Annotated in this window: 29 protein-coding genes and 1 tRNA gene; 12 read left to right on the top strand and 18 right to left on the bottom strand. The window is 41.4% G+C overall.

Annotated elements, in window-relative coordinates:
• Together FQ083_RS07080 and FQ083_RS07075 are read left to right on the top strand one after the other, a co-directional pair.
• The gene (locus tag FQ083_RS07080) at positions 1–669 is read left to right on the top strand and encodes a M48 family metallopeptidase (protein ID WP_149409351.1); all 669 of its coding nucleotides are present in this window, start codon (positions 1–3) and stop codon (positions 667–669) included.
• A 134-nt stretch (positions 670–803) separates the two neighbouring features.
• Positions 804–1,409 carry a methyltransferase domain-containing protein gene (locus FQ083_RS07075; protein ID WP_149409350.1) on the top strand — a complete coding sequence of 202 codons (606 nt, stop codon included), beginning with the start codon at positions 804–806 and terminating at the stop codon, positions 1,407–1,409.
• Here the strand turns inward: FQ083_RS07075 and FQ083_RS07070 are convergent.
• Both FQ083_RS07070 and FQ083_RS07065 read right to left on the bottom strand, forming a co-directional pair.
• Positions 1,387–2,058: a hypothetical protein gene (locus tag FQ083_RS07070; protein ID WP_149409349.1), complete on the bottom strand. Its 672-nt coding sequence runs from the start codon at positions 2,056–2,058 to the stop codon at positions 1,387–1,389. The two genes, FQ083_RS07075 and FQ083_RS07070, sit on opposite strands and share 23 nt — an antisense overlap.
• A gap of 45 nt (positions 2,059–2,103) precedes the next feature.
• Positions 2,104–3,012, bottom strand: coding sequence for a hydrogen peroxide-inducible genes activator (locus FQ083_RS07065; RefSeq protein ID WP_149409348.1), 909 nt, complete (start codon positions 3,010–3,012; stop codon positions 2,104–2,106).
• A gap of 277 nt (positions 3,013–3,289) precedes the next feature.
• Here FQ083_RS07065 and ahpC point away from each other — a divergent pair, with 277 nt between their 5' ends.
• Positions 3,290–3,856, top strand: coding sequence for an alkyl hydroperoxide reductase subunit C (ahpC, locus tag FQ083_RS07060; protein ID WP_011514393.1), 567 nt, complete (start codon positions 3,290–3,292; stop codon positions 3,854–3,856).
• Positions 3,857–4,007: 151 nt separating this feature from the next.
• Here the strand turns inward: ahpC and FQ083_RS07055 are convergent, their stop codons facing one another.
• Positions 4,008–4,256: a YdcH family protein gene (locus FQ083_RS07055; protein WP_011514392.1), complete on the bottom strand. Its 249-nt coding sequence runs from the start codon at positions 4,254–4,256 to the stop codon at positions 4,008–4,010.
• A 524-nt stretch (positions 4,257–4,780) separates the two neighbouring features.
• Here FQ083_RS07055 and ahpF point away from each other — a divergent pair.
• On the top strand, positions 4,781–6,358 hold the full coding sequence (gene ahpF, locus FQ083_RS07050) for an alkyl hydroperoxide reductase subunit F (protein ID WP_149409347.1): 1,578 nt from the start codon (positions 4,781–4,783) through the stop codon (positions 6,356–6,358).
• 86 nt (positions 6,359–6,444) lie between these two features.
• Here the strand turns inward: ahpF and FQ083_RS07045 are convergent, their stop codons facing one another.
• From FQ083_RS07045 to FQ083_RS07020, 6 genes are all read right to left on the bottom strand, one after another.
• A complete protein-coding gene (locus tag FQ083_RS07045; protein ID WP_262880929.1) occupies positions 6,445–7,185 on the bottom strand; it encodes a glutathione S-transferase family protein in 741 nt (246 codons plus the stop codon).
• 144 nt (positions 7,186–7,329) lie between these two features.
• Entirely contained in the window at positions 7,330–8,187 is an 858-nt protein-coding gene (locus tag FQ083_RS07040) for a bile acid:sodium symporter family protein (RefSeq protein ID WP_149409345.1), read from the bottom strand.
• Between the two features lie 169 nt (positions 8,188–8,356).
• Positions 8,357–8,689 carry a TIGR01244 family sulfur transferase gene (locus tag FQ083_RS07035; protein WP_011514388.1) on the bottom strand — a complete coding sequence of 111 codons (333 nt, stop codon included), beginning with the start codon at positions 8,687–8,689 and terminating at the stop codon, positions 8,357–8,359.
• Positions 8,690–8,812: 123 nt separating this feature from the next.
• Complete coding sequence (locus FQ083_RS07030) at positions 8,813–9,139, bottom strand: beta-lactamase hydrolase domain-containing protein (protein ID WP_149409344.1); 327 nt, start codon at positions 9,137–9,139, stop codon at positions 8,813–8,815.
• A gap of 178 nt (positions 9,140–9,317) precedes the next feature.
• Complete coding sequence (locus tag FQ083_RS07025) at positions 9,318–11,030, bottom strand: SulP family inorganic anion transporter (protein ID WP_149409343.1); 1,713 nt, start codon at positions 11,028–11,030, stop codon at positions 9,318–9,320.
• 70 nt (positions 11,031–11,100) lie between these two features.
• A complete protein-coding gene (locus FQ083_RS07020) occupies positions 11,101–11,544 on the bottom strand; it encodes an ArsR/SmtB family transcription factor (protein WP_410477358.1) in 444 nt (147 codons plus the stop codon).
• A gap of 191 nt (positions 11,545–11,735) precedes the next feature.
• Here FQ083_RS07020 and FQ083_RS07015 point away from each other — a divergent pair, with 191 nt between their 5' ends.
• Together FQ083_RS07015 and FQ083_RS07010 are read left to right on the top strand one after the other, a co-directional pair.
• Positions 11,736–12,608 (top strand): MBL fold metallo-hydrolase, encoded by an 873-nt coding sequence (locus FQ083_RS07015; protein ID WP_149409342.1) that lies wholly within the window; start codon positions 11,736–11,738, stop codon positions 12,606–12,608.
• Positions 12,609–12,698: 90 nt separating this feature from the next.
• Positions 12,699–13,133 (top strand): thioredoxin domain-containing protein, encoded by a 435-nt coding sequence (locus FQ083_RS07010; RefSeq protein WP_149409341.1) that lies wholly within the window; start codon positions 12,699–12,701, stop codon positions 13,131–13,133.
• A 118-nt stretch (positions 13,134–13,251) separates the two neighbouring features.
• Here FQ083_RS07010 and FQ083_RS07005 read toward each other — a convergent pair whose 3' ends face one another.
• From FQ083_RS07005 to FQ083_RS06990, 4 genes are all read right to left on the bottom strand, one after another.
• On the bottom strand, positions 13,252–13,653 hold the full coding sequence (locus tag FQ083_RS07005; protein ID WP_149409340.1) for a hypothetical protein: 402 nt from the start codon (positions 13,651–13,653) through the stop codon (positions 13,252–13,254).
• 133 nt (positions 13,654–13,786) lie between these two features.
• The gene (locus tag FQ083_RS07000; RefSeq protein WP_149409339.1) at positions 13,787–14,146 is read right to left on the bottom strand and encodes a SirB2 family protein; all 360 of its coding nucleotides are present in this window, start codon (positions 14,144–14,146) and stop codon (positions 13,787–13,789) included.
• Positions 14,147–14,220: 74 nt separating this feature from the next.
• Positions 14,221–14,565, bottom strand: a complete 345-nt coding sequence (locus FQ083_RS06995) for a BolA family protein (protein ID WP_149409338.1) — start codon at positions 14,563–14,565, stop codon at positions 14,221–14,223.
• 208 nt (positions 14,566–14,773) lie between these two features.
• Positions 14,774–15,586, bottom strand: a complete 813-nt coding sequence (locus FQ083_RS06990; protein ID WP_011514379.1) for a M48 family metallopeptidase — start codon at positions 15,584–15,586, stop codon at positions 14,774–14,776.
• A 498-nt stretch (positions 15,587–16,084) separates the two neighbouring features.
• Here FQ083_RS06990 and FQ083_RS06985 point away from each other — a divergent pair.
• Both FQ083_RS06985 and FQ083_RS06980 read left to right on the top strand, forming a co-directional pair.
• Positions 16,085–16,159: transfer RNA gene (locus tag FQ083_RS06985), tRNA-Gly, on the top strand.
• Positions 16,160–16,517: 358 nt separating this feature from the next.
• Positions 16,518–17,309 carry an SDR family oxidoreductase gene (locus FQ083_RS06980; protein WP_133104738.1) on the top strand — a complete coding sequence of 264 codons (792 nt, stop codon included), beginning with the start codon at positions 16,518–16,520 and terminating at the stop codon, positions 17,307–17,309.
• 113 nt (positions 17,310–17,422) lie between these two features.
• On the opposite strand, the gene FQ083_RS06975 is transcribed toward FQ083_RS06980, so the two are convergent.
• The 3 genes from FQ083_RS06975 to nadR form a co-directional block, all read right to left on the bottom strand.
• Positions 17,423–17,878: a DUF962 domain-containing protein gene (locus FQ083_RS06975; RefSeq protein WP_011514377.1), complete on the bottom strand. Its 456-nt coding sequence runs from the start codon at positions 17,876–17,878 to the stop codon at positions 17,423–17,425.
• A 199-nt stretch (positions 17,879–18,077) separates the two neighbouring features.
• Positions 18,078–18,839, bottom strand: a complete 762-nt coding sequence (gene pnuC / locus FQ083_RS06970; protein WP_133104737.1) for a nicotinamide riboside transporter PnuC — start codon at positions 18,837–18,839, stop codon at positions 18,078–18,080.
• Positions 18,840–18,900: 61 nt separating this feature from the next.
• Complete coding sequence (gene nadR / locus FQ083_RS06965; protein ID WP_149409337.1) at positions 18,901–19,947, bottom strand: multifunctional transcriptional regulator/nicotinamide-nucleotide adenylyltransferase/ribosylnicotinamide kinase NadR; 1,047 nt, start codon at positions 19,945–19,947, stop codon at positions 18,901–18,903.
• Between the two features lie 556 nt (positions 19,948–20,503).
• On the opposite strand from nadR, the gene FQ083_RS06960 reads away from it, so the two are divergent.
• The 4 genes from FQ083_RS06960 to FQ083_RS06945 all read left to right on the top strand — a co-directional run bounded on the left by FQ083_RS06960 (position 20,504) and on the right by FQ083_RS06945 (position 24,726).
• Entirely contained in the window at positions 20,504–20,716 is a 213-nt protein-coding gene (locus FQ083_RS06960; protein ID WP_020444217.1) for a PspC domain-containing protein, read from the top strand.
• Positions 20,717–21,169: 453 nt separating this feature from the next.
• The gene (gene glyQ / locus FQ083_RS06955; protein WP_181209860.1) at positions 21,170–22,150 is read left to right on the top strand and encodes a glycine--tRNA ligase subunit alpha; all 981 of its coding nucleotides are present in this window, start codon (positions 21,170–21,172) and stop codon (positions 22,148–22,150) included.
• A gap of 9 nt (positions 22,151–22,159) precedes the next feature.
• The gene (gene glyS, locus FQ083_RS06950) at positions 22,160–24,253 is read left to right on the top strand and encodes a glycine--tRNA ligase subunit beta (protein WP_149409336.1); all 2,094 of its coding nucleotides are present in this window, start codon (positions 22,160–22,162) and stop codon (positions 24,251–24,253) included.
• 146 nt (positions 24,254–24,399) lie between these two features.
• Positions 24,400–24,726, top strand: a complete 327-nt coding sequence (locus tag FQ083_RS06945) for a hypothetical protein (protein WP_410477357.1) — start codon at positions 24,400–24,402, stop codon at positions 24,724–24,726.
• A gap of 94 nt (positions 24,727–24,820) precedes the next feature.
• Here FQ083_RS06945 and FQ083_RS06940 read toward each other — a convergent pair whose 3' ends face one another.
• Together FQ083_RS06940 and FQ083_RS06935 are read right to left on the bottom strand one after the other, a co-directional pair.
• Positions 24,821–25,279, bottom strand: coding sequence for a cell division protein ZapA (locus FQ083_RS06940; protein ID WP_149409335.1), 459 nt, complete (start codon positions 25,277–25,279; stop codon positions 24,821–24,823).
• Between the two features lie 107 nt (positions 25,280–25,386).
• Entirely contained in the window at positions 25,387–25,830 is a 444-nt protein-coding gene (locus tag FQ083_RS06935; protein ID WP_149409334.1) for a hypothetical protein, read from the bottom strand.
• Positions 25,831–25,858 lie beyond the last annotated feature (28 nt).

The following is a 25,858-nucleotide window of genomic DNA, read 5'->3' as shown; positions in this document are numbered from 1 at the left end:
ATGAATGTGACACCTGAGTACCATAGTCCTTTGTTGCAAAACACTATTCAATGTTTGTCAGAGGCAAGCATTGAATTACAAATAAGCAAAAAGCGGGTTAAAAATATTAATTTTCGTTTAAAGCCACATAAGCTAATGGTGTCTGTACCATCGTTTATTAGCTCAGCACAAGTCGCACAGGCTATAGCGAAGCGTGTACCATGGGCGATAGAAAACCACCCGCAAGTCTTAGAACAATATAAGCGCCAACAATTTCCTTCAAAGGAATCTTCAACGGCTGACAGCACCTTGCTATTGTGGGGGATAAAGCAACCATTCACCTTAAACCACGATAAAAAAATTGCCTATTATCGGCAACATCTTTCTGAAGCAATGCCTGCATTATTTGCAAAGTGGCAACCGATTGTCGGTGCGACAGCCAATGAGATACGCCTAAAAAAAATGCATACGCGCTGGGGCAGCTGTAACACGCGTGCGCGCCGAATTTGGTTATCTGTGTATCTGCCTGCTTATCCTATTGAGTGCACCGAATACGTCATCGTCCATGAGCTGTGTCATTTACATCATGCCAATCATAGCCGCGCGTTCTGGCAAACCGTAGCGACTGCGATGCCTGACTATCAGCATTGGCGCGATATGCTGGCAGCTAAAGGTGGTCAGCTCGATTAGAAATAATACTTAGGTGGTTTCAGTAATGTCGATAAGCCTGATATGATAGATAATAACGATACAAAATGTGTTGTTTAATGAGTATATTATATAAACCGTGTTGAATAAGAAAATTAGAGAGACAAGGATGTTTTATGGAAAATGTCAATCAAGCGCAGTTTTGGCAGCAGCGTTATGAAGAGGATAGTATCGGCTGGGATATGGGACAGGTGTCACCACCGCTCAAAGCTTATATTGACCAACTGCCCGAATCTGCCAAAGACCAAGCGATTCTGGTTCCAGGGGCAGGTAATGCTTACGAGGTCGGTTATCTGCATGAGCAAGGATTTACCAATGTGACTTTGGTTGATTTTGCCCCTGCGCCGATTGCAGCGTTTGCTGAGCGTTATCCTGATTTTCCAGCTAAGCATCTAATCTGTGCCGACTTTTTTGAGTTATCGCCTGAGCAATATCAGTTTGATTGGGTGCTTGAGCAGACGTTTTTTTGTGCGATAAATCCATCACGCCGTGACGAGTACGTGCAGCAGATGGCAGCATTACTGAAACCGAATGGTAAACTGATTGGGTTGCTATTTGACAAAGATTTTGGGCGAGATGAGCCACCGTTTGGCGGTACAAAAGATGAATATCAGCAGCGTTTTGCGACTCATTTTGACATTGATATTATGGAGCCGAGTTACAATTCACACCCAGCACGGCAAGGCAGTGAGCTTTTTATCAAGATGCATGTAAAAGACTGATTTCACGCTTGATATTGTCTCGAGCTTGCACTTCGAACTGGTTATGATAATACGCTGTCAAATAAAGTACTGGGTGTGCGAGTAATTTCTGCAAGACCGCAATACGCCCAGTACGATAATCCTCGTTTGCTATATGGCGGTACTCTTGACGCACCGCTTGTGCGTAGACCTGATATTCAGACCAAGGCGTACCCAAAATACTTAAATCCATATCTAAGAAATAAGCGGCGTCATTGACGGTATCGGTATCTAGACACTCATGCAGCTCATGAGATGCAGTCATCATAATTAGCGTATAGATAGTGGTACATTGCTCATCACTCAGATAGCATCTTAATGCTTCTACCATATACTCTGCACTTTTTAGTTCATTATCTGAGCGCCTTGGATCATAAATGACATCGTGATAATAGAGCGCCAAAGCGATGATATGCGGCTCATTCAAATGATGCTTAATCTGTTCGAACTGCACAAATAATTGCTGAATATGCTGCAAGCTATGATAAGCACGCTGGGTTTCATTATAGCGCACGGCGATATATTGCCAAAGCGCATTAACTTTCGCGGGCTTGATAGCATTATTGATAGCTATTAAATGCCACTCAAAAACCTTACCAAGCTCAGTCTCTATTTGTGACAATCCGTCCATATTCAACCTTCGTTTGATGATTGTCTATCATTTAGAAATTGTTACTTACTTCTTATTGGCAGCGTCTTCAAATGCCTGCTTAAACACTTTGCCAAGCAAATTGACATCATCGACACGGGCATAATTTAGACGTGTGACAAAGGCAATATGACGATGAGGGCCTTTTTCTGCCAGTGGCACAGCGACCGCATTTTGGTTCTGTAGATGCAGCTGGTCTAACGCCATTTCTGGCACTAACGTCGTACCCATATTAGCAAGTGCCATTTGAATAAGTGTGTTTAAGCTGGCATCTGAAAAGCTGGATTTCATCTGCGCACGGTCAAAATGGCAGACAGATAGCGTTTGGTCAGTCAAGCAATGCCCTTCGCCAAGTAACATGAGATTTGCCGTTGCCAGCTCATCAGCGTTGATCGTTTTGAGCTTGGCATGTAAATCATTTTTTGGGAATACTGCAAAGAAGTCTTCGCTCCAAAACTCAAAACTATGTAAGCCATCTACCGCATAAGGTAGGGCAATAATAGCGGTATCAATATGTCCGTAACGCACTTGCTCAAGTAGGCGCTCGGTTTGTTGCTCGACGATAGTCATACGAAATTCTGGATAGTGCTCACGCAGCGCAGGCAACACTTTTGGTAGCAGATAAGGTGCAATCGTTGGAATAATACCAACGGTCATAGGGTAGGCAAGCGGCGATTGATGGCTATGCGCGCGGGTGGTCAAGTCGTTGACTTCAGAAAACACCCGCTGCGCCCGCACCAAGATATCTTCACCGATAGGGGTGATCAAGACTTGTTTATTATTTCGCTCAAAAATCTGTGTATCAAGCTGTTTTTCCAACTCAGCGATACCCAAGCTCAGCGCTGATTGCGAGATATTGCAATCTTCTGCTGCACGTTTAAAATGACGGTGTTTGGCGACGGCTAAGGCGAACTCAAGTTGACGTAAAGTAATCATAAAACCTCTCTAATAATGAGTTTTTCATGCAATTTGTTTTACTTATTTATCTTGTGTACACTATCAATGTTCACTGATGTATAGGTATAAAAAGTAGAGAGAATAGTTTAACAAGTTTAATAAAACAAAACATCACATTAAAAACTTTTAACTGGATTAACCATAGAATTCGCGTATAGTTTGTCAGGTAGCCCCGATAGTGTAAGGGTTAATAGATGCAAATCTATAAATAAATTTAAATTAATGAAACTTTAATCAATCAAAAAAGGAGCCAATCATGGCGTCTATTATCAATCAAGAAATTCCAGAATTTTCAGCAGATGCGTTTGTAAATGGTGAATTTAAAACCATTACTTCAGAAGACGTAAAAGGCAGCTGGGCAATTTTCCTATTTTACCCAGCCGATTTTACCTTTGTTTGCCCAACTGAACTTGAAGACATGGCAGGTCATTACGACGAGTTAAAAGGTTTAGGCGTAGAAGTGTACTCAGTATCAACGGATACACATTTCACCCATAAAGCATGGCATGATTCTTCAGAAGCAATCGGCAAAGTAACTTACCCAATGATCGGTGATCCTACTGGCCGTATCACTCGTGGCTTTAACGTCATGATCGAAGAAGCTGGTCTAGCTGAGCGCGGTACATTCTTAGTAGATCCAGACGGCTTAATTCAAGTTGCTGAGATCCATGCAGGTGGCATTGGCCGTAGTGCAAAAGATATGCTACGTAAAGTAAAAGCGGCACAATATGTTCGTGAAAACGACGGCGAAGTTTGCCCAGCCGCTTGGGAAGCCGGTCAAGAAACGCTAAAACCAAGCCTTGATTTAGTTGGTAAAATCTAAGCAAATATTGCTTGGATAGTGTGAAGGCAGTATCTGCTTATTCATCATACTAAATGAAGTATAAAAAACCCCATTAACTTATGCTAATGGGGTTTTTTCTTATCTAAATTTATCATTTTTCATGATAGCTAATGGTCTAACTAGCTACTAGTTAGGCATGAGATCCCAATTTATTTTTATCGATTATTTTATAAATCTCATCTTTTAGATGCAGCTTGCGCCGCTTCATCTGCTCGATTTCTTCTTCACGGCTAGCGTGCGTGACCATATCTTTATCAAGCTGATTGATTTGCTGGTCTAGCTGGGTATGCTCATCAAAGATAGTCGCAAAGTGACTGTCTTTTTGTTTAAGCTCAGCAATAATATCTTTGTTATCTTGCCATGTATCTGTCTTTCTCATCTTGTCATCCTTGTTATGAAGCGCAAGCTTGTATAAGCATCCGCGCATGGTCTTAAGATTGTTTTGATGAATTACTATAATTATGAGACTTAGATTTTATGGAACCGAACCGTTATTTAACTGAATAACGATCAGGCTTAATGCCAGCGAATCTACTTTTAAAAAGTATGTTTAATAAACAGATTTATCGAATACTTATAAAAGTAAATCTGCCATAACACGCATAGAATTCTTCTATCCGCTTCACTCGATTGTAGCGAAAAAAATACTTAGATACTATAGTTAGTATTGATTATCATTTAGAGGTAATTTTAAAATTAAATAAAAATATTGATTTATGATAGGTTTTATAAAACATAAGGTTTGAGTTTATCGGCTTGCTCAAAACTCTCAAACCTTTGATAATAGACGTATCAAAGGTTATATGCCGCATATAAATAGCAGTATTGGCATATGACTCTTACTCATTTAAACGCGCAGCACTGATGCTGACGTTACATATTCGATAATAACAAGGAACAATTATGATAGACCAAAGCTTATTAGATGCCGTAAAGAGCTATAGTGTAAATATGACCCGCCCAATCAGCTTTGTCTTAGGTAGTGGCGAGCATAGCAAGCGTGCTGAATTGATTGATTTTTTGAGCAAAATCGCTGGTACGACAGATAAGATTAATTTTGACGCACAAGCTAACGATGACAGTTTGCCAAGCGCAATTAGTTTTGCCGTGCGTAGTCACATCGATGGTGCTTTGACGGATACAGGTATTGTCTTTAGTGGTATTCCAGGCGGTCATGAATTTACTTCGCTGATATTGGCAATTTTACAGGCTGGTGGTCATACCTTAAAACTTGACGAAGGCATTCAAAAGCTGATTAAACGCTTTAATAAGCCACTACAGTTTCAAACTTACGTGTCGCTTTCTTGCCACAGCTGCCCAGAAGTTGTGCAAGCGCTAAACCAATTCGCGCTGCTAAACGATGACATCAGTAATGAGATGATCGATGGTGCACTATTTCAAGAGCAAGTAGAAGCGAATAATATCCAAGGCGTACCAGCAGTATTCTTAAACGGCAAGCCATTTGCTAATGGTCTGATTGACACGGCTAAATTGATTGAGAAGTTACAAGAGCAATTCCCTGATTTGTTAGCAGAAGCTGAAGATGATGCTGAACAGTTAGAGCAACAAGATGTGACGATTATTGGTGCGGGTCCTGCAGGGGTCGCTGCAGCAATTTATACAGCGCGTAAAGGCTTAAAAGTTACCATGGTGGCTGACCGTATTGGTGGACAAGTAAAAGATACGCAAGATATTGAAAACTTAATCTCAGTACCTTTAACCACAGGTGGCGAGCTATCGGTGAACTTCGAAAAGCATTTGCGCGAATATAATATTACGCTTAAAGAGCACGTCAGCGTCAAAGAGATTAGTGAGACAGCTGATGAAAATTATCGCATTCATCTAAATACTGGTGAGACCTTTGAGACGCGTAGTATTATCTTGGCAACTGGTGCTCAATGGCGTAAGCTTGGGGTCGCTGGCGAAGAAGAAAACATCGGTAAAGGCGTGGCTTTCTGTGCGCACTGTGATGGTCCATTCTTCAAAGGTAAAGATATTGCCGTCGTCGGTGGTGGTAACTCTGGTATCGAAGCGGCATTAGATCTTGCTGGTATCGTGAAGCATGTGACCGTGCTTGAGTTTGCTGATGATTTGAAAGCGGATCAGGTATTGATTAATAAAGCCAAAGAAAAGGCAAATATCGATATCATTACCAGTGCAGCGACCCAAGAAATTAAAGCGACTGAGGGTAAAGTATCGTCTATCGTCTATCAAGATCGCAATAGCAGCGAGAATAAAGAGCTTGATGTTGCAGGGGTGTTTGTACAGATTGGCTTGATACCAAATACTGGGTTCGTTAAAGGCTTCGTCGATTTAAACCGCTTTGGCGAGATTGAAATTGATGAGCGCTGCCGTACGGATCGCAATGGTATCTTTGCTTGCGGTGATGTCACGACCGTACCGTTTAAGCAGATTAATATTGCAATGGGTGAAGGCTCAAAGGCGGCATTATCAGCGTTTGAATATTTGGTTATGCAGTAAGTCAGTCTTTAATATCTTCTAAAATAAAAAGCTCCGATATCCTAATAGGTATCGGAGCTTTGTTACTTATAGACGTTAAGTAAATGCTATTTAGCCAATATCCCTGCTACAGATAGTATCTCACCTGCCTCATCTTCTTCAATGATGCGAGTTTCTTTAAGTGCTGACTTTTGCCATGCTTGGACATGGGGATTGTTTAGGATAGTTTGACAATATTGTTCAGTAAGCGGTGTTAATATGATTCCTGAAGCCTTGGCATAGGTCTGCAGCCGTAAAACAACAGGAGCAAAAAACGCATCAGCGGCAGTAAAATCACCAAACAAATAGCTATCTGACGATTTGTTGGTCAAACATTCTACAAAGATATGCTCAATACGGGCAATATCAGCTAAGCATGCTGCACTCGGACGTATTTTAGCAGTCGCTCGAATGTTCATCGGCATCTCACTACGGATACCTATTAGCCCTGAGTGCATCTCAGCAATGATACTTTGACAATAAGCGCTATTTATTCTGTTGCTAGTATTGCTCTCAGTATTAGATTTACTCAATCCTGTCCAAATATCTAAGTCTGTCAGATAATCATTGGCATGAATGGCAATCGCTAAAGTATCCCATATCGTAACTTTTTCATCACCTTGACCATAGATCAAAACCGGCACTTTTCCTGTTGGCGCATGTTCATTGAGAATGGGTGTCGCTGATGGATGAAACAGCTCAATCAGTTGCTCATGGAAGTCAATATTGAAAGCCTTGAGTAGTAGCCAAGCTCGCAGTGACCATGATGAATAGTTTTTATTACCGATAATGAGTAGCGGTTTTTTCATAATCATACTCTATAGTTTTTTAAAAAGTAGCACTTATATGCTACTTGAATTAAACGATTTTGTTATTTAGGTATTTCATTGTGCAAATGCCTATCCGATATAGATGTGCATAGCTTATAGTCTCATTAAGGCTTACTTATTCAATCAGTTTTTATTCCTAATCAGAAAAATAATCGGCAGTGCAATCACATACATTAGTACGCCATATAAGGCAGCAGGTAGGGCAATAACTGGCAATGTACTCACGCCCATAATAATAGGGGCTAAGGTAATCGCGGTCGTACTGTTTTGAATACTGGTTTCTATAGCGATGGTTTTGGTATTAAACCAGCTTAGCTGTAACGCCTTTGCTGTCAAAATACTGATGATAAATAAGGTGACAATAATCAGCACAAGCTCAAGTCCAATAGAAGCCAATTGCTCCTGTAGTAATTGCCAATTAGTAGCAATAGCAGCAAGGACGATTAAGACAAAAAAGACACTGGCTAAGCCATTTAAGATGCCGCTTCTACGCACCATAAAATCAGTGAATTTATAACGGGCGAGCATACCTATCGTCACTGGCAAGGTGGTCAATAAAAACATGACAACGCCGATTTTTACTGCACTGATAGAGCCTGCTTGGTCTTTCATAAAGTGATTGAAAGCCAAGGTGATTAAGATAGGCAGGGTCACCACCGATAATAGACTGACTACGCCCGTGAGCGCGACCGACAGTGCTACGTTACCCTTGGCATAGTAGGTGAGCATATTACTGGTCACGCCGCCGGGGCAAAAGCTAATCAGCATAATACCAAAGGCGATGGCAGGTGGTGGCGACATCAGTAAGACGACCGCTAAAGCCACGAGTGGTACAAAGACAACTTGGTTAATCAACCCTATAAAGAATGCTTTGGGGTGACTTGCGATAACCTTAAAGTCACTGGGCTTAAGCCCTGTTCCTAAGGTAAACATAATATAAGCAAGGGCTAATGGCAGCAGAGCTAATGCGGTATTACTCATGGAACATTCCTTGTAAAGTTAACGGTTATACTTGCATTATATTTATAACGCCCATTCCTTGTGGCGATATATTGCTTTACAGCATCTAAAATATAGTCTTAAATATTATAAAAGCCCATATGTTTATATGGGCTTCTTGGTTTATTGCTTTAAATTATTGATTATGATATCAGTCGTCTAGCAAGTCCATACGCTTAGCCGCTTCATAGATGCCAGTTGAGCGATTGCCCGTACGGCAGAATATCAACATTGGTTGCTCAGCTTGATTAAAAAAGTCAGCAAACTCTTCAACATGGTTCTGATTCAGCTCACTACCAGCAAAAGACACTTCTTTATAAGCAAGTCCTGCTTTTTCGGCGGCAGCAGCAATCTCAGCACTGGTTGGCTGGTTCGGCTCTTCACCATCTGGACGATTGTTAATAATGGTTTTAAAACCATTTTCTGCAATCATCGGTACTTGGTCAGGGGTGATTTGTCCGGTAATACTCACTTGATGGCTCATAAGAGCTCCTTTTATTTTTTATATTAAAATTAAATGGATAGTACGAGAATACAAAGCCTAAGCGCAATGGATAATTTTCTAAAGATAAAGTATGTAAGCTTTATTGCCTTTTTATATCAACGCTTATAGCAGCCCTTGCATCAATGCGCTTTGGTACAACAGTTTGGCACGTGCGCCCGTACCACAAAACATCAATATGGGTTTTGGCATCGTACGATAAAAAGCAGCAAACTGCTCCACAGTCGCCATACTCAAGCGCTCATAATCAAAGGGTAAATGCTGATAATTCAAATTGGCTTTCGCCGTTGCACTGCTAAAATCACAGCTATTAGGCTGCGAATCAACTTCAGCGTCAGGACGAATATTGAGCACAGAGCGGTAGCCAAGCTCTGCAATTTTGATACATTGGCTTGGGTAAATTTGCTTATAAATAGTTAAGTCATCGGTCATAAGTAATATCAATAAAGGTTATAAAAAAAGTAGAGGATATAATGAGTTCAAAAAAAGCGCTACAGACTAGTAGTTTTTTTAGTAATCCTAATAATTTAGCATAACACAGCTTTTATCATATCTATATGTTATAGATAGCCATTAATTATTCTTAGCCTAATAAACAGTACAAATGACATTAATGAGTGTCTTTTAAACCATTAACTGCATCCATAGTGCTTAAATAAACGTGTCCTGATAAATCAGTAATCACCGGTGTGTGCTCAATGATATCCATGACAGGTCCTTTAATAAAGCTAAAGCTCAAATGCTTATTTTGATTTAATAGCTCTTGATTTAAGCTGATAAGCATCTCTTGTCCGGTCAAATCGATATGATTAACTGCCGACATAATAAGAATAATCTCGCTTGCCTCTGGATATTGACGCGTGGCTTGTACCACGTGACGATGCACTGATTCGCTATTACCAAAAAACAAGCTCTCATCAATACGCAGCATCAACAGATTATGAAAGGTCACTACATCATGACGATTAATATTACGAAAATGACCTGTCCCTGCTAGCTGCCCAACGATAGCGACATGCGGTTTGCTTGACTGCCAAATTAAGCTAGCAAATGACACCATAAGTCCAATCACGAGCCCTGTATTTAACCCAAATATCAATACGCCGACAAACGCGGCGATAAAACTTGCTGCATCTAAGCGGTCGCGGTGCCATGCCGACTTTAACGTCGCTATGTCAATAAGACCTATGATAGCTGCCATGATGGTTGCGCCCAAAATTGCATAGGGCAGCGGGGCAAGCAGATACCCGAATGCTATCAAGGCAGCTATCATAACTAACACTGTGACTAAGCTCGCTAAAGGCGTTTTGGCACCTGAATCGACATTGATAGCCGTACGCGAAAATCCGCCAGCGATAGGAAAGCTTTGAAAAAAGCTACCGGCAACATTAGCCAGTCCAAGCCCTGTCAGCTCGCGATTGGCATCAAATAGCTCACCGCGCAAACGTGCATAAGTACTAGCAACAGAGCTGCTCGATACAAACGCAATAAGCGCCATCAGTCCTGCGGTCGGTAATAAATTGAGCGCTTCATGAAAGTCTGGCAGATATGGTGCTGTAAAGCTTGGCAGTCCTTGCGGTACATTACCAATCGTTGCCACACCGCTTGTCGTCCAATGTAAAACGATACTGAGAGCGATTGCAGCGGTCAGCAGTATAAGAGGAAACAGGCGCTCTGCCCATTTCGCATAAGAGGCGGATAACCAAGACTGCCAAACCCATTTTTTACCATAGCGATTAAGAAGCATGAGTGCAAAGGCACTGATACCAATCACTAGCGTCAACGGATGCAGCTGATTTGCATACATCTGCATGCTCGATAAATAACCGAGTAAGCCATCGCCTGAAATAGGTATGCCAGTTAGATATTTAAGCTGGCTTATAAAGATAAGCACAGCGGCACCACTGATAAATCCAGCAGAGACGCCGCGGCTGATAAACTGCATAATCCAGCCCAATTTCAGCTGTCCTGCCAGCCACAAAATCGCACCCATCATGAGTGCTAGTAGGGCTGCCATCAATATATACTGCTCAGCGCCCTTATCCGCATAAGGATGCAGCGCGCTTGCAGTCATAATGGCGGTCACAGCAGCAGGTCCGACGGCTTGTACATTACTAGAGCCGAGCCACGCATATACCGCCACAGGCACGATAGCCGCGTATAAGCCATAGACTGGAGGCAAGCCTGCCAAGACCGCATAGCCCAAGCTTTGCGGAATAACGAGCACGCCAACGACGATCCCTGCAATGATATCGGTTGGCAAGGCAGACAGCTGATATTGACGTAGCCAAACAGGTATCAGTCGAGTGGCAATAGAGGGCATGGCAGTACGTCCTCACAATAAAAAATGTTCATGAACATCAGAATTTAATCAATGAGATTTAGCCAATCATCTATGCCTCAGCAGGGGCACAAAAACGCTGATATAACAGCTCTAGTATGGCTAATGCATCATCACTAGCGATACTATAGTAAATCTGCTTGCCTTCACGGCGTGTCGTCACTAGCTCATCTTTACGCAAAATACCAAGCTGCTGCGATAAGCTTGGCTGCCCAACACCGACTAAGCTTTCAAGCTCGCTGACGCAGTACTCTCCTTGAGTTAGCTGACAGAGGAGGAGCAAGCGATCAGGATGCGAGAGTGACTTAAGCAGTTGGCTGGCTTGCATTGATGCTTGCTGCATTTTTTCAGCAAGGTCTTTTGGCGCAAAGCCGTCATTGCTGTCACCATTGGTATCAAATGTGCTCAGTACTGAAGTAGAAGTGATCAGAGCGAGCTCCTTAGATAAGAGATAAAAATATAAATGGAAAAATTGTATATAACTGTATAGGGTCAATTATCAATCATATCGCCATTTATAGCAAGCTATCATTATTTACATTATATAAATTGATATATTATAGAATAAATGCTATATTGATGCTCATAGCCAATTAATAGACTTATTTTAAATACGATAGATATCGTCCTATTATACGTAACAATTCATCGAAAATTAAAACATTCATATAAAAATGGAGAGTAGCCATGCAAGTTCATTCATTCTTACATAGCGATACAGAAACCTATACCCATGTGCTCGCCGACATTGAGCAGCAAGTGTGTGCGATTATTGATCCCGTATTGGATTTTGATGCCAAGTCAGGACGTACGCTTACAACGAGCGTTGATAAAGTGGTTGAATTTGTCAAAGAGCATGGTTGGGAGCTGATCTATATTATCGAAACTCACGCCCATGCTGATCATGTATCGGCAGCTATTCATGTCAAAGAGACACTTGGTGGGCAGTTAGTGATCGGTCAGCACATTACTGAAGTACAAAAAATATTTAAGCAGATTTTTAACTTTGATAGTAGTTTTCGCACCGATGCCGGTCAGTTTGATGTTTTGACCGATGATGGCGACACTTTAGCGCTAGGCGGCATTACTATTACTGCTATGTATGTCCCCGGTCATACGCGTGCTGACATGGCTTATCTTGCCACTGACGACGAAAAAACCGTGGTGTTTGTCGGTGATACTTTATTTGCCCCTGATGTGGGTACGGCGCGCTGTGACTTCCCAGGTGGGGATGCGAAAACTCTATACCAATCGATTACAAAATTGCTCGAATTGCCCGAAGATACGATGATGTATCTTTGCCATGACTATCCCAGTGAGGGTCGTAAACATTGTCCAACTACGACGGTCGCTGCGCAAAAATTAGGCAATATTCATGTAAAAGAGGGTATCAACGAAGCAGAGTTTGTAGAGATGCGTGAGCGCCGTGATGCCAATCTTGAGATGCCAAGGCTTATTATTCCCGCAGTACAAGTCAATATCGATGCCGGTCATTTCCCGAAACCTGAAGACAATGGTACACGTTATCTAAAAGTACCTATCAATGTCCTTGGAGAATAAACATCGTATTAGTACAGTGCTGTTTCATCCAACTCATCCATGTCTTTTTATGATAATTCCATATTTATGATAATTTAACGGAGTCTTATTATGAGTGAAAAAAATGCTCATGTAGTATGCCCACATTGCCAAGCAACGAATCGTGTACCAGATTCCAAACTCAGTGCTGCACCAAACTGCGGTAAATGTGCGAAGCCTTTACTGACTGCAATGCCGCATGAGTTAAATGCCCAAACCGTCAGTAAAGTCATTCAAAAAAATGAAGTGCTGACCATCGTGGACTTCTGGGCTAGTTGGTGTCAACCTTGTCTTATGATGGCACCGGAGTTCAAGATAGCTGCCAGCCAGTTACCACAAGTCGTTTTTGCTAAAATACAAACCGATAAATATGAGCAAGCAGCGGCGCCTTATAATATTCGCAGTTTACCAACGATGGTAGCGTTTAAAAATAGTAAAGAGATAGCACGGCAGTCGGGAGCGTTACCAAGCCATCAAATCGTGCAATGGGTACAAAGCTTAAAGTAGTTGTTATTGTAATAAATGCTGTCTCATAAGTCTGACTTTATTGAATTCAACAAAAAGCCAATACGTGTATCGCGTATTGGCTTTTTTATTATGCTGGATGAATTAGAGCAGTTTTAGCCTACTCACCATAAATCTTGATGCCATTAGCAAAGCTACAGCGTTGAATACGTGCTGACTGGATAATCGCATCACGTTCGCCGTATAGACGCGATAACTTGGCATCACGCGCTTTATTGTTGTTGCTTTGACCAACCCCAAAGCTGATATTAGGGGAGATGCCCCAGCGCCCTGCAGATATCCCAACACCCACACCTGTCGATGCTAAGGTTGATTGCTCGTTACGGGCAGCATTCACATAACTATTAACACGGATATATTCTTGATTTAATGCTTGGCAATCATAACTCTGATAGGTGCTTGGCGGGATGTATTGCGGCGTAATATTACCCGTAGAAGCACAGCTTGAGAGACCAAAAATGCCAGCGGTTGCTAGTAATGCTGTTACAGTAAGAGTTTTCATAGCGGCTCCAGTAAGCTAATATTGCGTTTTTATTTATTTAAGATAGCAAAAATATTCTCATTAAGATATTGAAAATACATAGAATATTTCGTCATTTTCATTGCAGGAGTATTTGTGCTTATCTAAGTGCTTATCAGAATAAGTTACCCGGTTTGGTAAAGGCAAGTATCACAATACCCACATATGCTGCCCCAGCAATGAGAATACCGGTTTTTCTTTGGCTCGGTGTTGCAGTATTATTAAAGGCTTTTATACTGGCGCTGATAGCAGCCACAAGCAAGATGATTTTGGCAAATACCCATTGTACAGGTGCATTGGCGCTCATCAATTGCATCAGCATACCAACGCCCGAAAGAATCATAACAGCGTAGAGGACATGCGACGATATCTTGACCACACGTGGTGCTTGCTTATTTGCGCTTAATACCAGATAGCTTTGATATAAAAACAGCACAATCAACAGCACGGCCATGAGCATATGTAAATGTTTCATTAAATATGGTTCCCTTTAAAATTATATTTTTCATCGATAGCATTTGATTATTTACTGCAAAAAATAAATATCATTTAGCCTTTATTTTGTCCAGCACATAACGGGCTATCAGGGTTTTGACCTTGCCACTCTGTCGGTGTATAGGCATGAATCGCTAAGGCGTGGATTTGACCACCTTTTGAGGTTAATAATGCATCTGCCAAATGATAAACCATTTGGTGACGGGCAACCAAGCGCTTGCCTGTAAACGCTTCGCTGACCATAATAAGTTTAAAATGACTTTCTTTACCGTCAAAGTAACCGGCATGATTCACTGATTCGTTAACGAGTTGCATATGCAGCGGTTGTAATTCTTGCAACTGCTGACTAAGTGCGTCGGCAGTAGGGGTGCTACTGGTGGTAGAGGTAATGGTAGTCATAACAATCCTTTATTCTATTAAGCTTCATTGTCGTTAGACAATATATCGTCACCATTATAGCAGACGCCGATATCGAGTCTGCATGGTATTGATGGAATGCATTCTATGAGTAACAGGTATAAAAAAGCAGAGCGCCACATGATGATATGGGCTCTGCTTGTCATGATTTATGAGTGTCTACTTCAAAAATTCTGCCTACAAAACACTATTAACGACGTGCTCTTTGATAGAGCGGCATTACTTTTGGCATCAGTGACTGCAACTCAGCGATACGATTACTACTGGTTGGGTGAGTGCTTAAGAATTGTGGAGGCTCGCCTTGGCTGGCGCGCTGCATTTTTTGCCATAAGGTAATAGCGGCTTGTGGGTTGTAGCCTGCGCGTGCCATTAGCTCAAGACCGATTTGATCCGCCTCAGCTTCTTGAGTGCGACTATGCGGACGGCTCAAACCTAGGTCACCAGCGACGTTTGCAAGCTGAGCTTGACCTTGTGATAGACCAAAAATACTGGCTGCGACACCGATACCGGTCTGAGTTGCATATTGACGCGATAGGCGCTCACGTGAATGCTCACGTAAGGCATGAGACATCTCATGACCCATAATAGCAGCGATTTCATCATCACTTAAGTTCAGACGATCGATAATGCCTGTGTAGAACATGATTTTACCACCCGGCAGCACAAAAGCATTCAAGTCGTTAGATTTAATCGTATGTACTTCCCATGGCCATTTTGCCGCATCAGGGCGATAGACGCCAACTTGATTGACCAAACGATTAGAAATATTTTTTAAGCGATTCAGCTGAGCGGTGTTGGTATCAAGCAAACGTTTCGATCGTGCTTCTTGTATCGTTTTATTATAACTCTGAGCGGATAGTTGCAACACTTGCTCACTTGATACGAGTAGCAACTGCTGACGATCAACGCCAACAGCACCCGTACTGGTCGTGCTAGTACAACCTGTTAATGCCAGTGCTGACAATGAAGCCGCCATAACTGTCGTGGTAAGTAGTTTTTTCATAGTAAACGTCCTCGCTATAAATAAGAAAATTAAAGTAAATAACAGCAGTGTTGATACAGTAGAGGCAAGGGAAGCTTATTATTGACGTTCTACTACCTTCTCTCAATCTACTAAAACAGTAAAATTCTACCTGAACCGTCCTTGTGCATAAGTATAATTATGTTAACTGTTAAAAACCAATAGAGCAAAAGTAACAATACAAGGTAGGATTGTAAGTGGCATTCATGTATAACTTGCTGATAAATCTGCTTGAATAATTAGCAAATACGTTAAAGAGAACATTTGAGCAATTATTTATAAAAATAATTGGATATCGATGGTTAGAAAAATAAACCATAAAATCAATTGTATATGAGAATTATTGTCCTAATAACTACCTAAAAGTTGTGATATCTATAAGAAAGTTAAAAAAACCTGTTGACAAGCTCAGAATATTTGCTAAAATAGCCAGCCTATCGAGACGTAGCTGTTAGCAATAACGCTATAGATTGATATTAAGCGGGAATAGCTCAGTGGTAGAGCATAACCTTGCCAAGGTTGGGGTCGAGAGTTCGAATCTCTTTTCCCGCTCCAAATATGGCTTGTAAAAGCACTAAAGCCTCACTTCTTATAAGAAGTGAGGCTTTTTTATGTCTGAAATTTGAGTTAGCAATCAGTTAGCAGCATCTGTAGCTAATGACAATGCCTATAGTGGCATGATACTCAGTCAAATATAAATCATTACAAAAACTGCATGAACTTAGCACATTAGAACAAACTATCCCACGCATAATTATTTCTAGTCAGCACTTCGATTACAATCGCGTTGAAATAGTCGTATTGGCAACTGCTTACTCTTAAGATTAATACATATATTAGCCGTACGCTTTCAATAGCTATGCATTTAATAGTGCTGTAAACGAGCTGAGTACATCTATATTGAGGAATCATTATGCAAGAATTTCAACATAAAGCATTTAACGAATTATTCGATTTGTCAGGTAAAGTTGCCGTTGTGACGGGCGGTGCAAATGGTATTGGTAAAGCCACGGCGCTACGTTTGGCAGAAGCGGGTGCTAACATTGCGATTGCTGATTTAAAACTTGAAGATGCGCAAGCAGCAGTAAAAGATATTGAGGCGCTTGGGGTAAAAGCACTTGCCGTAGAATGTAATATTCTAAAAGACGATGATTTGGTCGCTATGGTCGATACAGTAGTCGCTGAGTTTGGGACTGTTAACATCTTAATCAACAATGCAGGCGGCGGTGGTGGCGGTCGTGAAAACCCAACCACAGCATCGATCGATGACATTCGCCGTGATTTTGAGTTAAACGTCTTTAGTGGCTGGCGCTTAAGTCAACTGTGCGCGCCGCATATGAAAAAATCAGGATATGGCTCGATTGTATTTACCACCTCGATGTCAAGTGTTAATAAAAGCCCGAATATGAGCGGCTATGCAGGCTCAAAAGCGGCTGTCAATCATATGGTAGCAAACTTAGCGCATGACTTTGGTCCTGAAGTACGCGTCAATGCGGTAGGTCCAGGGGCGACGCGTACCGATGCTTTGAAGACGGTACTAACGCCAGAGATTGAGAAGAAAATGCTAGCAAATACGCCTATTAAGCGTTTGGGTGAGGCTGATGATATCGCTGGTGCTATGTTGTATTTTGCTGCGCCAATATCGATTTGGGTCAGTGGTCAAACCATATTTGTGAATGGTGGCGGTGTACAAACATTAGATTAATAGACAGTAGTTTTTATGATAGGAACGGCACTTAATAAGAGATTGGGTGCCGTTTCTTTATTGTATAGTCGTTTCCATTTAAAAATAATATCGACTTTCATTATCTGATTTAGCTATGATTCACTAGCTCGCTTACGTCCCATTAAGCTATTTGCAACCCATGCCGGACCAATCAACAAGAATTGTAAATCTTCAAAAAAAGAAGGCTTTTTACCTTCAAGCTTATGACCGATAAACTGCCCAATCCATGCCACCACAAAGACAGCCGCCCAAACTTTAAAACCCCAAGGGAATAGAGTCATTACTGAAAGACAAATAAGAATAAAAATACCCATTGCCATAAATAATGGCGTTGATAAGCGCATATAAAATAACAATACCAAGGCACTCATTATTAAGGTAAACCAAACGGATAGCGACATCCCCATCCCAAGTAGACTGACAAAAATAGCCGGAACACAGAGCCAATGGATTTTTTTATTGATAAGATTTTGATGACTGACTGAATACTCACTGAGCCATTGCTCAAGGGTGCGCTTGGACATTCGTTTTTTCTGAGTGACAGACATACCAACCTCCTTGTTAGTAAATGAATGACTGATTAATAGATAAATAAAGTTACTTACGACTACCAGTTGTAGCACTAATCTGAGTAATTCGCCATTTTATCTGTTAGACCGTAGAGTCAAATACTTTAATCTAAGATCCTTTCATCTACTCAAGCTGAAGTGCCACATTAATTTTCATATAGAATCGGCCTTTTGGTCTTTATTCTCTGATATGTGTTGGTGTCTCGACCAATTCTTGCTCGCTGCGGTACCATTCATAGAGCCCGACAAACGAGTTTACTTGATAGACCATGGTCTGAATGGCAAAGATGTAATTGCCTGACATCAAGTTTACGGTCAACCAAACGAAGTTGGATAAAATCCATAACCACCAGTTAAACGAATAGCGCAGAATCATCGCTGCCTGAGCGGTAATAGACAATATAAAGGCAATGACGTTAATCCAAAAGAAAGAGATAAGGCCTAAAAATTTACTATTATCATCTTCAACGACCGCATAACCATAGCTTGCTAGTAAATTATTTACCGTTGGGAATAAGGCAAGTCCAATCACCATAAAGCTAATGGTCAGTAGCCAAATCCATTTGCTCGCAGATTTGGGCACCATATCACCGTCAGCATCAGTATGCTTTGACCAATAAAAAATACCATAGACGTGGGTAAAGAAATTGAACAAAGGCGCAAGCATCAGACCAACAGCGCCAGAGGTCGCTTGTACGACCACTTCACCGGCTGTTGCGCCCATACCAAAGCCATTGCCTAAGATGTTTTTACGAAAGGATAATGAAACCACGCATACCAGTCCGATAAAAGACACGCCTAAGTAAAACCAATCGAGCGTGGTGTGTTCGGTGGTCAGCCAAAACCCTGTAGATAAGGCAAGCACACCGCAAATGAACCAAATGACAATCCATTGTATGGCCCATTTCCCAGTGATATTGTCTAGTAGCTTAATACGCATGGCGTTATATTCCTAAAATAAATAATAGTGTCAGTGATGCTTTTTTAATTTGGGTTATCTTTTACGGCTTTTGACCATAAATATACTGGTCGATAAATAACAATGCTTGCTGATAGCGCGCCTCATAATCTGGTTGATCAATCATGTGCGGCTTAATATCATGACGGGCGAAAATATCCAATAGACGCGCCTCAAAACGACCACGTGCCTCAGGTGTACCCAAAGAGCGCATACCATCATCAATCCAAGGCACATTGTTATCGAGCATAATTGTATGGTCTAAGCGAAACTCATCAATGCAAGCCGCCACAAAAGGATGGGTGCGACCCTCATACTCTTCACAAAACGCTTGGGTCGTGACAAAATCGGTATCAATTATCGTCACTGGCGCCGTGGCTATGCTTACTGCATCACGAATCGCTTGCGCATGGTGCAAGGCAATCGGTCCATAATCGCTATATTGTAATCCAATTTCGGTGCCGCCCAAATCTGTACCGACATAAACCCGTCCCATCTCAAGCGCAAAGCTAGCACCATAATAATTGGCAAGTTTATGCACCAATGTCGTCTTACCTGAGCTTTCGCCGCCGACAATAGCAACCGTCTTAGTATAGTCACTGCGTGCTTGCGGATGTAGCGCTGACCAATATGCGACCGGATTTCGTGCAATGGCATAAGAGTCAAAGTCAGGCTGTAACGGTGTTGTGACCACCTGCATGATTAGCTGCTTACAAATATCAGACTGTGCTAAAGGGTGGTTCTCTGCGACAAATAATACAGTTTCAGTAGGCAAGTTTAACGCATCTCTCAAATGTTGTAGCTTAGCGTTACTGGCAGTGATATCAATCGTCACATCTGCAAAGCTTTCATGTACTGGTAGCTCAATCTCATCAGTGGTATGAATATGGATAAAAGGTAAATCAGCACAAGCCATTTGTAACCAACGCGCTTTATCTTGCAACGTGATTTTAAAATCTGGATGCGGCGATGGATGCGTCATAATGACAAGATGTAAGTTTTTTGCTTGTCCTGCTGCATCCAATATACTGCGCATGTGCCCCAAATGTAGCGGCTCAAAATGTCCAATCATCAATCCTGACTCGTACATAGCTGTCCTTATTCACCCTTACTGAGTGCAATTTATTTTTAGTTGTCTAAAGTTTTTAGTATTTATAAGCATGGTATAAAGGTTCGTGAATACTTACCCGTAGATTATTGTAAATAGTCCCTATTTTATGGTGTATTTATCAATAAAATAATGATTTATCTGCTTATTATGTTTTCGTTTTACTAGATTGTGATTCTAATAAATAAGCGATTATTTTTAGGATAGAATAATAAGGTCTAAGCATTTGGTTTCATTAAAGAATATAGCACATGTAACAAAAGGTGTAATATGCGAGAAACAAAGCCACCTTTGAAACAATTTGAAATAACTATTTAAAATCAGAGGTTTACGGGTGTTAATGAGAGGTTAGAGTAAGCTTAAGTAGCATAAATTCACAAAGCACGTCTACACAGCCAACAGATATAAGAGAAATAATTGCTATACTTATTCATAAGTTTAAAGACAAACGTAAAACGTCTTTACTGTCTTTAAAATAAGATCATAAAGCAGTTCCTAAGAGTAATACTAAAATAAATAATAAAAAGAGGTATTTGATTTGGCTAAGCTAGCAAAATTACATCGTTCACAGAATAATCGCATGATAGCGGGCGTGATGGGTGGCATTGCAGAATATGTTGGTTGGTCACCAACTTGGGTGAGAGTACTGTTTTTTATCGTCTCAACTTTGAGTGCCGCAGTACCTGGTATTTTGATTTATATCATATTATGGATCATCATGCCGAAGGCAAATGGTCAGTCTTATCAGTAAAGTGTTGATTTATAAGAGCAGTGATAAAGTAAAATAGTTCAATAAGAAATTGCAATACCCTAAAAAACAAAAAGCCTGAACAATCAGGATGCCCAAGACATACCTTTCCTCCTGCCCAAATGCTCACGCATTTGGGTATTTTTTTATCCATACCATTGATTGCTTTTAAAATTAGAATTCACTCATAAATCTACTTATTGATGATCCATACACTGAATATTTCGGCATAGGGTGTAAATTTAGTTCAGGTAAATATAGATAAAATAGTCAATTTTTAGTAAGGTGAGCAGTCAAATAGACTCGTTGCTATATAGGCGATACGAGCGCTATCAATATTTTATTTCATAATACTAATTCCACAGTGGCTTTATTACGATGCCCCAAACTATGACAATCCAAACTATGACATCACAAGCGACAACCTCGATGACACAAGAAAAAGACTCTCAACCGATGACATTTCAAGATTTAATCATGACCTTGCAGAATTATTGGGCGGATAAGGGCTGCGTGATCTTACAGCCTTATGATATGGAAGTCGGCGCAGGTACGTTTCATACCGCAACATTTTTGCGCTCATTAGGTCCTGAGCGCTGGAACGCGGCCTATGTGCAGCCATCACGTCGTCCAACCGATGGTCGCTACGGTGATAACCCAAATCGTTTACAACATTATTATCAGTTTCAAGTGGTGCTTAAGCCCAATCCACCTAATATACAAGAGCTGTATTTAGGCTCACTTGAGGCAATTGGTATTGATCCATTGGTGCATGATGTGCGTTTTGTGGAAGACAACTGGGAATCGCCAACGCTAGGTGCATGGGGACTTGGCTGGGAGATTTGGCTAAACGGTATGGAAGTCACACAGTTTACTTATTTCCAGCAGGTGGGTGGTATTGAGTGTTTCCCTGTGACCGGCGAGATTACGTACGGTCTTGAGCGTCTAGCAATGTACGTACAAGGCGTCGATAGCGTATATGATTTGGTTTGGGCAGATGGTGAGTTTGGTCGTGTCACTTATGGTGATGTCTTTCATCAAAATGAAGTTGAGCAGTCTACCTATAACTTTGAACATGCCGATGTGCCAATGATGGGTCAGATGTTCGACTTTTATGAGCAGCAAGCGGATAAATTGGTTGCTGAAGGTTTGCCACTACCAGCCTATGAAATGGTACTAAAAGCCTCACATGCTTTTAACTTGCTCGATGCTCGTGGGGCGATTTCAGTGACCGAACGTCAGCGTTTTATCCTACGTGTGCGTACGCTTGCTCGTAAGGTTGCTATTGGTTATGTTGAAGCACGCGCCAAGTTAGGCTTTCCATTAGCAGACGAGGCACATCGTCAAGCGGCGCTCGATAAGTATTTGCCAAAAGAAGACACTGATATGGCAATTGAAGAATTAAACACAAACCAATCAACTAACAATAATAAATAGGAGCATCCCATGAGTACTATTCTATTTGAACTGGGGTGTGAAGAGCTGCCTCCAAAAAGTCTAAAACCTTTACGTGATGCGCTACAAGCGAGTGTCACTGAGCAGCTGACTGAAGCTAATATCAGCTTCGATAATATCAAAGCCTTTGCGGCACCGCGTCGTTTAGCAATACAGATTCAAGGCATTAGCAATAAACAGCCAGATCGTACTGAGGAAAAACGTGGACCTGCGATTAAAGCTGCCTTTGATGCCGATGGTAATCCTACCCGTGCGGCGATGGGCTTTGCAAAAGGTTTGGGTATTGAGGCCAGTGAGCTGATAACGATTAACACCGATAAAGGTGATTATGTCGGTTATGAGCAAACCATTCAGGGTCAAGCAACCACTGAGCTGCTACCTGCTATTTTTCAAACCGCACTTGATAATTTGCCGATTGCTAAACGTATGCGTTCAGGCGCGAGCCGCAATGAGTTCGTGCGTCCCGTACAGTGGGCAGTCTTGATGCAAGATGATGCTGTTATTAATGCGACCATTCAAGGTCATCAGACAGGGAAGCAAACTCGTGGTCATCGCTTCCACAGCCCTGACTACCATAACATTGGTCATGCCAATGATTATGAGCAACTGCTTGATGGTTTAAAGGTGGTGGTAGATTTTGATAAGCGTCAAATGCTGATTAAAAACCAAGTTAAGGCGCTGGCAGATGAGGTCAACTCTGATGCTATCGTACCGCAGAGTTTGTTAGATGAAGTCACCGCTTTGGTTGATTTCCCGATTGCCCTGCGTGCAAGTTTTGAGGCGCGTTTTTTACAAGTCCCGCAAGAAGCGCTCATCTCTACCATGCAAGCCGATCAGAAGTATTTTTGCTTAACGGACAAAGCAGGTAAATTGCAGCCATATTTTATTTTTATTACCAATATTGAGTCAAAAGATCCTAATCAAATTATTGAAGGTAATGAGAAAGTCGTGCGTCCACGCTTGGCTGATGCAGAGTTTTTCTTCTTACAAGATCAAAAGCAGCCATTATTTGCGCTGACAGAAAGCCTAAAAACTCGCGTCTTCCAAGACAAGCTGGGTACGATTTGGGAAAAATCTGAGCGCATTGCTAAGCTTGCCGCCTTTATTGCCGCCTTAATGCAACAGCAAGGTCAGCAGATTGATATCGATCAAACAGTGCGTGCAGGTATTTTGTCCAAAGCAGACTTGGCAAGTTCACTGGTCGGTGAATATCCTGAATTACAAGGTATCGCTGGTACTTACTATGCACGTTTGAATGATGAGCCAGAAGCCGTAGCAGCCAGTTTAGAAGAGCAGTATTTGCCCAAGTTCAGTGGTGATGTATTACCACAGACGCCAGTTGGTATTTGCTTAGCATTAGCAGATCGTTTGGACACGCTCGTCGGTATTTTTGCCATTGACCAAGCACCGACAGGTTCAAAAGATCCGTTTAGCTTACGTCGCTCAGCCATTGGTATTTTGCGTATTTTGATTGAGAAGCAGCTACCGATTAACTTGGTAGCGCTGGTTGAGCAAGCCATCAAAGGCTATAGCACGAGCGATGGTAGCAAGATTGCCAAAATGGGTGACACCTTTACTCAAGTAATGGCGTTCTTAAACTCGCGCTATCGTGCAATGTATACCGAGCAAGGCGTTAGCGTCGATACCATCCAAGCAGTACAGGCGATTAACCCGCATATGCCGCTTGATTTTGATCAACGTATTCGTGCCGTTCAAGCATTTAGCGACTTACCTCAAGCGTCGATGCTTGCTGATTCAAACAAACGTGTCGCCAATATTTTAGCCAAATCAGAGGTGAGCGTCGCTGATAATGTTGATGAAGCGTTGTTGTCTGAACCTGCTGAGCAAAGTCTATATGCGAGTGTGCAGCAAGCACAAACAGTGGTACAACCATTACTTGAGCAGGCTGACTATACGCAAGTATTGCAAACGCTTGCTAGCTTAGATGAGCCATTGACGCAATTCTTCGATAATGTGATGGTCAACAGTGAAGATATAGCACTTAAAGCCAACCGCTTAGCGTTGCTTAAGCAAGTACGCGCATTGTTTTTAACTGTGGCTGATATCAGTGAGCTACAGTTATAGTTTGGTCCCTGATAGCTTAGTCACTATGACGGCCAAATAATGTATTCTATAAAATAAAAACTGGCTCACTGTAGCCAGTTTTTTATATGATTATTCTGAAGCGTTGCGTTTATAATGTATTCAGCCATATTTGAAGGAGCGCTGCCGTGTTAGCTGTTATTATTATCATCATCATTATCTGGGTCTCGATGTGGGGATTTTATAAGTTCATGTACCCGCGTGCACCCAAAAGCATGATGCCCAAAAAAGGCGATGTTATTACACCGCGTCAGTGTGACTTTTGTGGCAATAGCTTGGCTGAATATCGTGGCGTGCTTGAAAGCAATATTAACGCTAAAACGATTGATGTCAGAGCTGATGCTGATGCCAATATGGCGTCAAATATTATGGATGAACCAACATCTGGTGAGCTTTTCTTTTGCAATTATGAGCACCAAGCAGATTTTCATGCAGGTAAGGTTTATCAGCCATAAGTCTAAAAGCAGCATTATCTAATGATCATAAAAAACGCTTAGTTTCATAAACTAAGCGTTTGATATATTTATAAGTATCAAGAATTGCATTGGCTTATAAAATAGAATGAGCATCTTGAATAACTTTGTTTAGCAAAGCCATAGACTGCTTATCCTGTTGCCCGCGATCTTCTTCACCTCTTTCATGAGTTTGGATTTTTTCATATAAATTTAGGCAGCATAATACCAGTAAGCTTTCTTGACTAAGACTTGGTGCGTCTCTTTTTAAATTTAAAGCAAAATCGTTTATATAAGATACCGCTGAACGCAATTCTTCTTGTTCATGTACTGGGCAGTAGATAGGATAAGTAATGCCAGCAATCGCAATATCGACTTTCTTGATTTGCGGCTCAGGTGCGCTATTTACTTTAGCAGTGGGGCTGCTTTGCGTATTTGCATTAGTTGATACAGTTTTCTGTGTCTGATTATTTTTTACTTGGTTGGTTTCTACTTGAGCATTCTTTACTGGGCTGTTTTTCTGTTTTTCAGTGATTTTGTTATGGTTGTCGGTCATGATAAATCCTACAATGTCTGGTCAATAAAGTGGAAGAGGGATGCTGTCATCGTGAGCGTTTGTGCGCTTCATTAACGAAAATAGTGCTAACTTTTGACTATAAGACACTACTGGCTTTCTGTTTGATCAATACGGGTTAAGCGTTGTAATACCACTTGTGTACGCTCCGCTGCCAATTCATTCTTCTTTTTTAAGTCACTGTTTTGCTGCTTGATATCGCTATACTGCTGCTTTAATTCATTATTATGCTGTTTTAGGTCATGGTTTTGTTGTGCTAGCAGCTCAATCTGCTTATGAAGTTTATCTTGCTCTTCACCAATCATATGGTGCGCTTCAGCTAAGCTTTGGTAGCGTTTATCAAGGTCATTAAATTGTTTTTTGGCAGTATCGCGTTCTGTATAGCTGCTATCTAACTTAGTTTTTAGGGCGCTAAGCTCTTTCGGGTCGGATAATGGTTGTTGCTTGAGACTGCTAAGTTCAGCACTGACAAGCTGATACTGTTTTTTGATGTCGAGTATCATTTTTTCTAATATTCTAAGTTGGTCATACATAGTCAGTTTTTATCCTTAACAAATAAGC

Origin of the sequence: Psychrobacter sp. ANT_H59, assembly GCF_008369225.1 — a bacterium.
Lineage (GTDB): Bacteria > Pseudomonadota > Gammaproteobacteria > Pseudomonadales > Moraxellaceae > Psychrobacter > Psychrobacter cryohalolentis.
This window is presented reverse-complemented; position numbering and strand designations above follow the sequence as displayed.

Excerpts from the sequence above, each read along its gene's own strand:
- FQ083_RS06980 (WP_133104738.1), top strand. The coding sequence starts at position 16,518 with ATGCAAGAATTTCAACATAAAGCATTTAACGAATTATTCGATTTGTCA.
- nadR (WP_149409337.1), bottom strand. The coding sequence starts at position 19,947 with ATGTACGAGTCAGGATTGATGATTGGACATTTTGAGCCGCTACATTTG.
- FQ083_RS07000 (WP_149409339.1), bottom strand. The coding sequence starts at position 14,146 with ATGAAACATTTACATATGCTCATGGCCGTGCTGTTGATTGTGCTGTTT.
- FQ083_RS07010 (WP_149409341.1), top strand. The coding sequence starts at position 12,699 with ATGAGTGAAAAAAATGCTCATGTAGTATGCCCACATTGCCAAGCAACG.
- FQ083_RS07025 (WP_149409343.1), bottom strand. The coding sequence starts at position 11,030 with ATGCCCTCTATTGCCACTCGACTGATACCTGTTTGGCTACGTCAATAT.
- FQ083_RS07030 (WP_149409344.1), bottom strand. The coding sequence starts at position 9,139 with ATGACCGATGACTTAACTATTTATAAGCAAATTTACCCAAGCCAATGT.
- FQ083_RS06995 (WP_149409338.1), bottom strand. The coding sequence starts at position 14,565 with ATGACTACCATTACCTCTACCACCAGTAGCACCCCTACTGCCGACGCA.
- FQ083_RS07045 (WP_262880929.1), bottom strand. The coding sequence starts at position 7,185 with ATGAAAAAACCGCTACTCATTATCGGTAATAAAAACTATTCATCATGG.
- ahpF (WP_149409347.1), top strand. The coding sequence starts at position 4,781 with ATGATAGACCAAAGCTTATTAGATGCCGTAAAGAGCTATAGTGTAAAT.
- FQ083_RS07075 (WP_149409350.1), top strand. The coding sequence starts at position 804 with ATGGAAAATGTCAATCAAGCGCAGTTTTGGCAGCAGCGTTATGAAGAG.
- glyS (WP_149409336.1), top strand. The coding sequence starts at position 22,160 with ATGAGTACTATTCTATTTGAACTGGGGTGTGAAGAGCTGCCTCCAAAA.
- FQ083_RS07040 (WP_149409345.1), bottom strand. The coding sequence starts at position 8,187 with ATGAGTAATACCGCATTAGCTCTGCTGCCATTAGCCCTTGCTTATATT.
- FQ083_RS06990 (WP_011514379.1), bottom strand. The coding sequence starts at position 15,586 with ATGAAAAAACTACTTACCACGACAGTTATGGCGGCTTCATTGTCAGCA.
- glyQ (WP_181209860.1), top strand. The coding sequence starts at position 21,170 with ATGACATTTCAAGATTTAATCATGACCTTGCAGAATTATTGGGCGGAT.
- FQ083_RS06940 (WP_149409335.1), bottom strand. The coding sequence starts at position 25,279 with ATGACCGACAACCATAACAAAATCACTGAAAAACAGAAAAACAGCCCA.
- FQ083_RS07035 (WP_011514388.1), bottom strand. The coding sequence starts at position 8,689 with ATGAGCCATCAAGTGAGTATTACCGGACAAATCACCCCTGACCAAGTA.
- FQ083_RS07080 (WP_149409351.1), top strand. The coding sequence starts at position 1 with ATGAATGTGACACCTGAGTACCATAGTCCTTTGTTGCAAAACACTATT.
- FQ083_RS07065 (WP_149409348.1), bottom strand. The coding sequence starts at position 3,012 with ATGATTACTTTACGTCAACTTGAGTTCGCCTTAGCCGTCGCCAAACAC.
- pnuC (WP_133104737.1), bottom strand. The coding sequence starts at position 18,839 with ATGCGTATTAAGCTACTAGACAATATCACTGGGAAATGGGCCATACAA.
- FQ083_RS07015 (WP_149409342.1), top strand. The coding sequence starts at position 11,736 with ATGCAAGTTCATTCATTCTTACATAGCGATACAGAAACCTATACCCAT.
- FQ083_RS06975 (WP_011514377.1), bottom strand. The coding sequence starts at position 17,878 with ATGTCTGTCACTCAGAAAAAACGAATGTCCAAGCGCACCCTTGAGCAA.
- ahpC (WP_011514393.1), top strand. The coding sequence starts at position 3,290 with ATGGCGTCTATTATCAATCAAGAAATTCCAGAATTTTCAGCAGATGCG.
- FQ083_RS07070 (WP_149409349.1), bottom strand. The coding sequence starts at position 2,058 with ATGGACGGATTGTCACAAATAGAGACTGAGCTTGGTAAGGTTTTTGAG.
- FQ083_RS07055 (WP_011514392.1), bottom strand. The coding sequence starts at position 4,256 with ATGAGAAAGACAGATACATGGCAAGATAACAAAGATATTATTGCTGAG.
- FQ083_RS06935 (WP_149409334.1), bottom strand. The coding sequence starts at position 25,830 with ATGTATGACCAACTTAGAATATTAGAAAAAATGATACTCGACATCAAA.
- FQ083_RS07005 (WP_149409340.1), bottom strand. The coding sequence starts at position 13,653 with ATGAAAACTCTTACTGTAACAGCATTACTAGCAACCGCTGGCATTTTT.